We start from the raw sequence: 5,675 nt of genomic DNA, 5'->3' as shown, positions 1-5,675 counted from the left end.
CGAGGCGCTGGCCGAGACGGCACGGCTGGCGGGCCCGGCCGCCCGCACCACGGCGGTGCCCGCCGACGTCGCCGATCCGGAGGCGGTGGGCGGCGTGTTCGACACGGCCATGGAAGCCGACGGCCGGGTGGACCTGCTCTTCAACAACGCGGGCACCTTCGGGCCGGCCGGGCCCCCGGACGAGCTCTCCGTCGACGACTGGCGCGCGGTGGTCGACGTCAACCTCACCGGGGCCTTCCTGTGCGCGCAGGCGGCCTTCCGCGTGATGAAGGCCCAGTCACCGCAGGGCGGACGGATCATCAACAACGGCTCCATCTCGGCGCACACCCCGCGCCCGCACTCCATCGCCTACACCGCCACCAAGCACGCGGTGACCGGCCTGACGAAGTCGCTGTCGCTGGACGGCCGCCCCCACCGCATCGCCTGCGGCCAGATCGACGTGGGCAACGCCGCCACCGAGATGACCGCCCGCATGCGGACCGGCATCCTCCAGGCGGACGGATCGGTGCGGCCGGAGCCGTCGATGGACGCGGCCGACGTGGCCCGCACGGTCCTGCACATGGCCCAACTGCCGCTGGAGGCCAACGTCCAGTTCGTCACCGTCATGGCCACCGGCATGCCGTACATCGGGCGCGGCTGACCCGGGACGCCGCAGCCGCGACGCCGGTCGACCCGGAACGGTCCGCCCCCGCCCACTCGGACCGCTCGCCACGGAGGCAGGACGGGCCGGAATAGCGGGCCCGGTCGGAGGGTTGCGGTCGGTATGACGGACTCACCAGCCCCGCTCGGCCCCGCTTCCCCGGAGATCCTGCGGTACGCCGCGTTCACCGGCACACCGGAGGGCGGCAACCCGGCAGGGGTGGTGCCCGCCGCCGACGATCTGGACGCGAAAGCCATGCAGGCGCTCGCCGCCGAGGTCGGCTACTCCGAGACGGCCTTTCTCAGCCGGCCGCCCGCGGACCTGGACGCGCAGCCCGGCCGCGGCTTCACCGTCCGCTACTTCAGCCCGCTCGCCGAGGTTCCGTTCTGCGGCCACGCCACCGTGGCCGCGGCGGTCGCGCTCGCCGAACGCCTCGGCCCGGGCGGTTTCACCTTCGCCACCCCGGTCGGTGAGGTCCCCGCCACCGTCGACCGGGAGCTGCGGGCCACGCTCACCACCGTGCCACCCGAGGTGTCCGACATCAGCGGGCCCGACCTGGCCGAGGCACTGGCCGCACTCGGCTGGCAGCGGGCGGAGCTCGACACCGCCCTGCCGCCGCGCATCGCCTTCGCCGGCGCCCGCCACCTCGTCCTGGCCGCCGGCAGCCGGCAGCGGCTGGCCGAGCTGGACTACGACTTCCACCGGCTGAAGACGCTGATGCTGCGGCTCGACCTCACCACCCTGCAACTGGTGTGGCGCGAGCCCGACTCCCCCGCCGCCTTCCACGTCCGCAACCCGTTCCCGGTCGGCGGCGTGGTGGAGGACCCGGCCACCGGAGCCGCCGCTGCCGCACTCGGCGGCTACCTGCGCCGGCTCGGCGCCGTGCCCGAGGACGCGGTACTGACCCTGCGTCAGGGCGAGGATCTGGGCCGCCCCTCGCTGCTCAGCGTCGAACTGCGCGCGGGCGACCCCCGGGTCCGGGTCAGCGGCCACGCCGTGCGGATGGGCTGAGGGCAGGACCGGCCGCCGCGCCCTGCCGGTCACGTGGCCGAACCGCGGGACCGTCACGGCCTCCGCACTGTCAACTCGCATGCCGTGGCCCGAGCGTCAGCTGTCGGCGGCGTTGGTGACCGCCGGGGGCGAGGTACCGGCGGTCTGCCCCTCGCGACCCCCGATGCGGCGCAGCAGCAGCCCGGCAGCGGCGGCGGTGAAGAACATCAGCACGCCGTACACCGCGGACGGCACGGCCATCCGGGCGTTGTCCAGCAGCGCCGGGCTGAGGGCGACCGCCAGCGACAGCGTCGTGTTGTGCACGCCGATCTCCATGCACGCGGCCACCGCCTGCGGGTGGCGCACCCCGGCCGCCCGGCTCGCGCCGTAGCCGACGGACAGCGACACGACGCTGAACAGCAGCGCGATCAGGCCGACGTCGGCCAGGTACCCCCCGATGTCGTCCCGCTCCTGGCCGATCGCCGCGGCGATCACACCGACCAGGATCAGCACCGAGGCGACCTTCACCGGCCGCCGGCAGCGTTCCGCGAACCCCGCCGCCCGCGACCGGACCAGCATGCCCAGTCCCACCGGGATCAGCACCAGCGCGAAGACCTGCACTGTCTTGTCGAACCGCAGCCCGAGCCCGGCGCTGTCGGCGAAGAAGTACGCCATCGACAGGTTCACGATCAGGGGCAGCGTGACCACGGCGATCACCGAGTTGATGGCCGTCAACGTGACGTTGAGCGCCACGTCGCCACCGAAGAGATGGCTGTAGAGGTTGGCGGTGGTACCGCCGGGTGAGGCGGCGAGCAGCATCATGCCGACCGCGAGCGCCGGTTCCAGACCGAAGGCCACCACCAGCCCGAAGCAGAGCAGCGGCAGCAGCAGGACCTGGCACGCCAGGGCGACCAGCACCGGACGCGGGTACCCGGCCACTCGCCGGAAGTCGCCGACGGTCAGCCCCAGGCCGAGCCCGAACATGACCACACCGAGGGCCACCGGCAGCAACACGGTGAAGAGGGAGGAGTCCACCCGCTCAGGCTGCGGGCGCGGCACCGCCACGTCCAGAGTGCTGCACGCGCGTTCTGCACCCGCGGCCGGCGCGGAGTTGTCACCCGCGTGAGCCCTCGTCCCGGGCCGGGCTCATGGCAGGGGTCGTGGGCCGCCCGTCGGGGTCGCGGTCGAAGTGGCTACCGGTTCGGGCGGAGGTGGGCGCGGGGTGAGCGGGCAGGCGGCTCGGGGCGGGGCGGCTGGACGCGGGGGGGTGCGTCCGGGGCAGGCCGGACGGGCCGCGCGCCGGGCGAGGGCCCGCTCGGCGGATCACTCCGGTGGGCGGTTCACTCCTCGCCGGGGTGCCAGGTCGGTGACCACTCCTCGGGCTGGTCGACCCAGTGCACCTGCTCGGGGTCGTCGATATCGATGTCCGGGAAGACCTCACGCACCCGGTCCTCGAACTCCTCCCTCGCGAGCGGCTCCCAGCCGAGGCCCCGCAGCCAGACCAGGCGGTACCGGGAGTTGTCCCCGAATGAGCCCACCACCACGGGATACTCCGGCTCTGGTGGTCGCTTGCGTTCCATGCACCAAGCCTGCCCACCGAAACGCCCCGGCGCACGCGCACAGCCCCTACCAGGGGCCGTACAGACGCCGAACGGGTGAGGAAGGAGCCTTTCCGGGCGCACGAGGGGCGCAAGCCCCGGTGAGACAGGCACGGTGGCCACGGGACCGAGGACGCCCGGTCGACCGGAGAACCCCCCGCCACCCCGCGAGCCCGGGCGTGGCTTTCTCCGGGGCTGCTCAAGGACCATCGACTCACGCCATAGCCGCAGGTGAGAGACGTGAACGGCAGACGAGTCGTGCTGTACGCCGGATTCTGTCTCCGCCGGACCTCGCGGTCGGCGGGAGGCGGTCATCCATCTGGGACCGGTGTCGCCACCGGCCTCGTGCGGTCTACCCGCGAACTCGGGCGAGCAGCCCTCGATCGTCCGCGCGAGTCCGGCCGTCCTGCGACGGCCGGCCTTCTCTTGACCTTGCTCCGGGTGGGGTTTACCGAGCCGTCCAGGTCACCCTGGACGCTGGTGGTCTCTTACACCACCGTTTCACCCTTACCGCGGCCTCTCGGCCCCGGCGGTCTGTTTTCTGTGGCACTGTCCCGTGGGTCGCCCCAGGTAGGCGTTACCTACCACCCTGCTCTGCGGAGTCCGGACGTTCCTCGGCGGGGCCCGAAAGGCCCCGACGCGACCGCCCGCACGACTCGTCTGCCGTTCCGCCATCCTACGCCGCTGGAGGCCGGGCACCGCACCCGCTCCGACGGGCAGGCCCCTGCACGGGAAGCCGCCGCTCCGGGCCCCGAGCCGCACCGGCTCGCGTTGCCCCCGCCCTCCCCGCAGCGGGTGGTGACCGCCGCGGGGAGGGCGTCCACGTACCCTCGTGGGGCGCGGTGCGCGGGCGGAAGCCGGAAGGAACGGCGCACCGGTGCATCCGCCGACAGGCATCGGAAAGCAACTGAGGAGAACACCGTGCTCGTGCTGCTGCCGCCGTCCGAGGGCAAGGCCACCGGCGGGTCCGGGCCCCGGCTGGACTGGGCGGGTCTCTCCCTGCCCGGGCTGACCGAGGCACGGCGCACGGTACTGGACGAGCTGGTCGCGCTGTGTGCCGGTGACGCCGACAAGGCGAGCCAGGTACTCGGGCTGAGTGTGGGCCTGCGCGGTGAGGTCGCCAGGAACGCCGAGCTGCCCTCGGCGCCCACCCTGCCCGCGGGCGAGCTCTACACCGGGGTGCTCTACGACGCTCTCGGCCTGGCCACCCTGGAACCGGACGCGCGGGAGCGGGCCGAACGTCAGCTGCTGGTCTTCTCCGCCCTGTGGGGCGCGGTCGGCATCGCGGACCGGTTGCCGCCCTACCGCTGCTCGGCCGGGGTGAAGCTGCCCGGAACCGGCGGGCTCGCGGCGTTCTGGCGGCAGCCGCTCGCCACGGCGCTGCCGGCCGCGGCGGGGACGGGGCTCGTCCTGGACCTGCGCTCGTCGGCGTACGCGTCGATGTGGAAGGCCGCCGGGGAACTCGCCGAGCGCACCGCGACCGTCCGCGTACTCCAGTCCCGCGTGGTGGACGGGGTGGAGAAGCGTTCGGTGGTGAGCCACTTCAACAAGGCCACCAAGGGCCGGATCGTCCGCTCGCTGCTGAGCGAGGGCGCCGAGCCGGCCACACCGGCCGAGCTGGCCGTGGCCCTCGCCGACCTCGGCCACCGGGTCGAGTCCGAGCCGCCCGGCAGGCCGGGCCGTCCCTGGCAGCTCGACGTCATCGTCACCGACGTGCACTGAGAGCCATCCGCCGCGGGGCTTCGGGGGGCGCCCAGCAGGTGCGTTGCATGTACCGCAACGGTCATTTCACATGGTGTCCGAGGCCGGGCAGGATGACGCGCATGACTTCCCTGCTCGACCGGGCCCCGGTGATTCCCGTCGTGGTGATCGATGACGCCGCGGACGCGGTGCCGCTGGCCCGGGCGCTGGTCGCCGGCGGGCTGCCGGTGATCGAGGTGACGCTGCGAACCGAGGCCGCGATGGACGCGATACGGGCCGTGGCCGACGAGGTACCGCAGGCGCTGGTGGGCGCGGGAACGGTCCTGACGCCGGAGCAGGCCGGGGCGGCGGTGGCGGTTGGGGCCCGGTTCCTGGTGAGCCCCGGGTGCACGGATCCGCTGCTGGACGCGTTGCTCGGAGCGGGCGTGCCGTTCCTGCCGGGCGTCTCCACCGCGTCCGAAGCGCTGGCCGTGCTGGAACGCGGCGTGACCGAGCTGAAGTTCTTCCCGGCGGAGGCGGCGGGCGGGACGGCCTATCTCAAGGCGCTGGCCGGGCCCCTGCCGCAGTTGCGCTTCTGCCCCACCGGCGGCATCACCCGCGCGTCGGCGGAGGGCTATCTCGCGCTGCCCAACGTCGGCTGTGTCGGCGGCAGTTGGATGGTGCCGCCCGCCGCACTGGCGGCCCGCGACTGGCCCGCAGTCGAACGGCTGGCCGCCGAGGCGGCCCGACTGGGTGCGGGCGGCTGA

The 5,675-nt window shown here is 73.7% G+C and carries 6 protein-coding genes and 1 other RNA gene; 4 read left to right on the top strand and 3 right to left on the bottom strand.

Annotation, left to right across the window (positions count from 1 at the left end):
• Positions 1 to 640: SDR family oxidoreductase (locus ACYVE9_RS13930; RefSeq protein WP_461028146.1), on the top strand; the 640-nt coding region annotated here is incomplete at its 5' end.
• A 123-nt stretch (positions 641 to 763) separates the two neighbouring features.
• Positions 764 to 1,651, top strand: a complete 888-nt coding sequence (locus ACYVE9_RS13925; RefSeq protein ID WP_461028145.1) for a PhzF family phenazine biosynthesis protein — start codon at positions 764 to 766, stop codon at positions 1,649 to 1,651.
• Between the two features lie 96 nt (positions 1,652 to 1,747).
• Here the strand turns inward: ACYVE9_RS13925 and ACYVE9_RS13920 are convergent, their stop codons facing one another.
• The 3 genes from ACYVE9_RS13920 to rnpB all read right to left on the bottom strand — a co-directional run bounded on the left by ACYVE9_RS13920 (position 1,748) and on the right by rnpB (position 3,887).
• Entirely contained in the window at positions 1,748 to 2,665 is a 918-nt protein-coding gene (locus tag ACYVE9_RS13920; protein WP_461028144.1) for a bile acid:sodium symporter family protein, read from the bottom strand.
• Positions 2,666 to 2,970: 305 nt separating this feature from the next.
• Positions 2,971 to 3,210, bottom strand: coding sequence for a hypothetical protein (locus ACYVE9_RS13915; protein ID WP_461028143.1), 240 nt, complete (start codon positions 3,208 to 3,210; stop codon positions 2,971 to 2,973).
• Positions 3,211 to 3,476: 266 nt separating this feature from the next.
• Positions 3,477 to 3,887, bottom strand: an RNA gene (rnpB, locus tag ACYVE9_RS13910) — RNase P RNA component class A.
• A gap of 262 nt (positions 3,888 to 4,149) precedes the next feature.
• On the opposite strand from rnpB, the gene yaaA reads away from it, so the two are divergent.
• Positions 4,150 to 4,950 (top strand): peroxide stress protein YaaA, encoded by an 801-nt coding sequence (yaaA, locus tag ACYVE9_RS13905; RefSeq protein WP_461028142.1) that lies wholly within the window; start codon positions 4,150 to 4,152, stop codon positions 4,948 to 4,950.
• Positions 4,951 to 5,051: 101 nt separating this feature from the next.
• On the top strand, positions 5,052 to 5,675 hold the full coding sequence (eda, locus tag ACYVE9_RS13900; RefSeq protein ID WP_461028141.1) for a bifunctional 4-hydroxy-2-oxoglutarate aldolase/2-dehydro-3-deoxy-phosphogluconate aldolase: 624 nt from the start codon (positions 5,052 to 5,054) through the stop codon (positions 5,673 to 5,675).

This window comes from Streptomyces sparsus (assembly GCF_054776295.1).
This window is presented reverse-complemented; position numbering and strand designations above follow the sequence as displayed.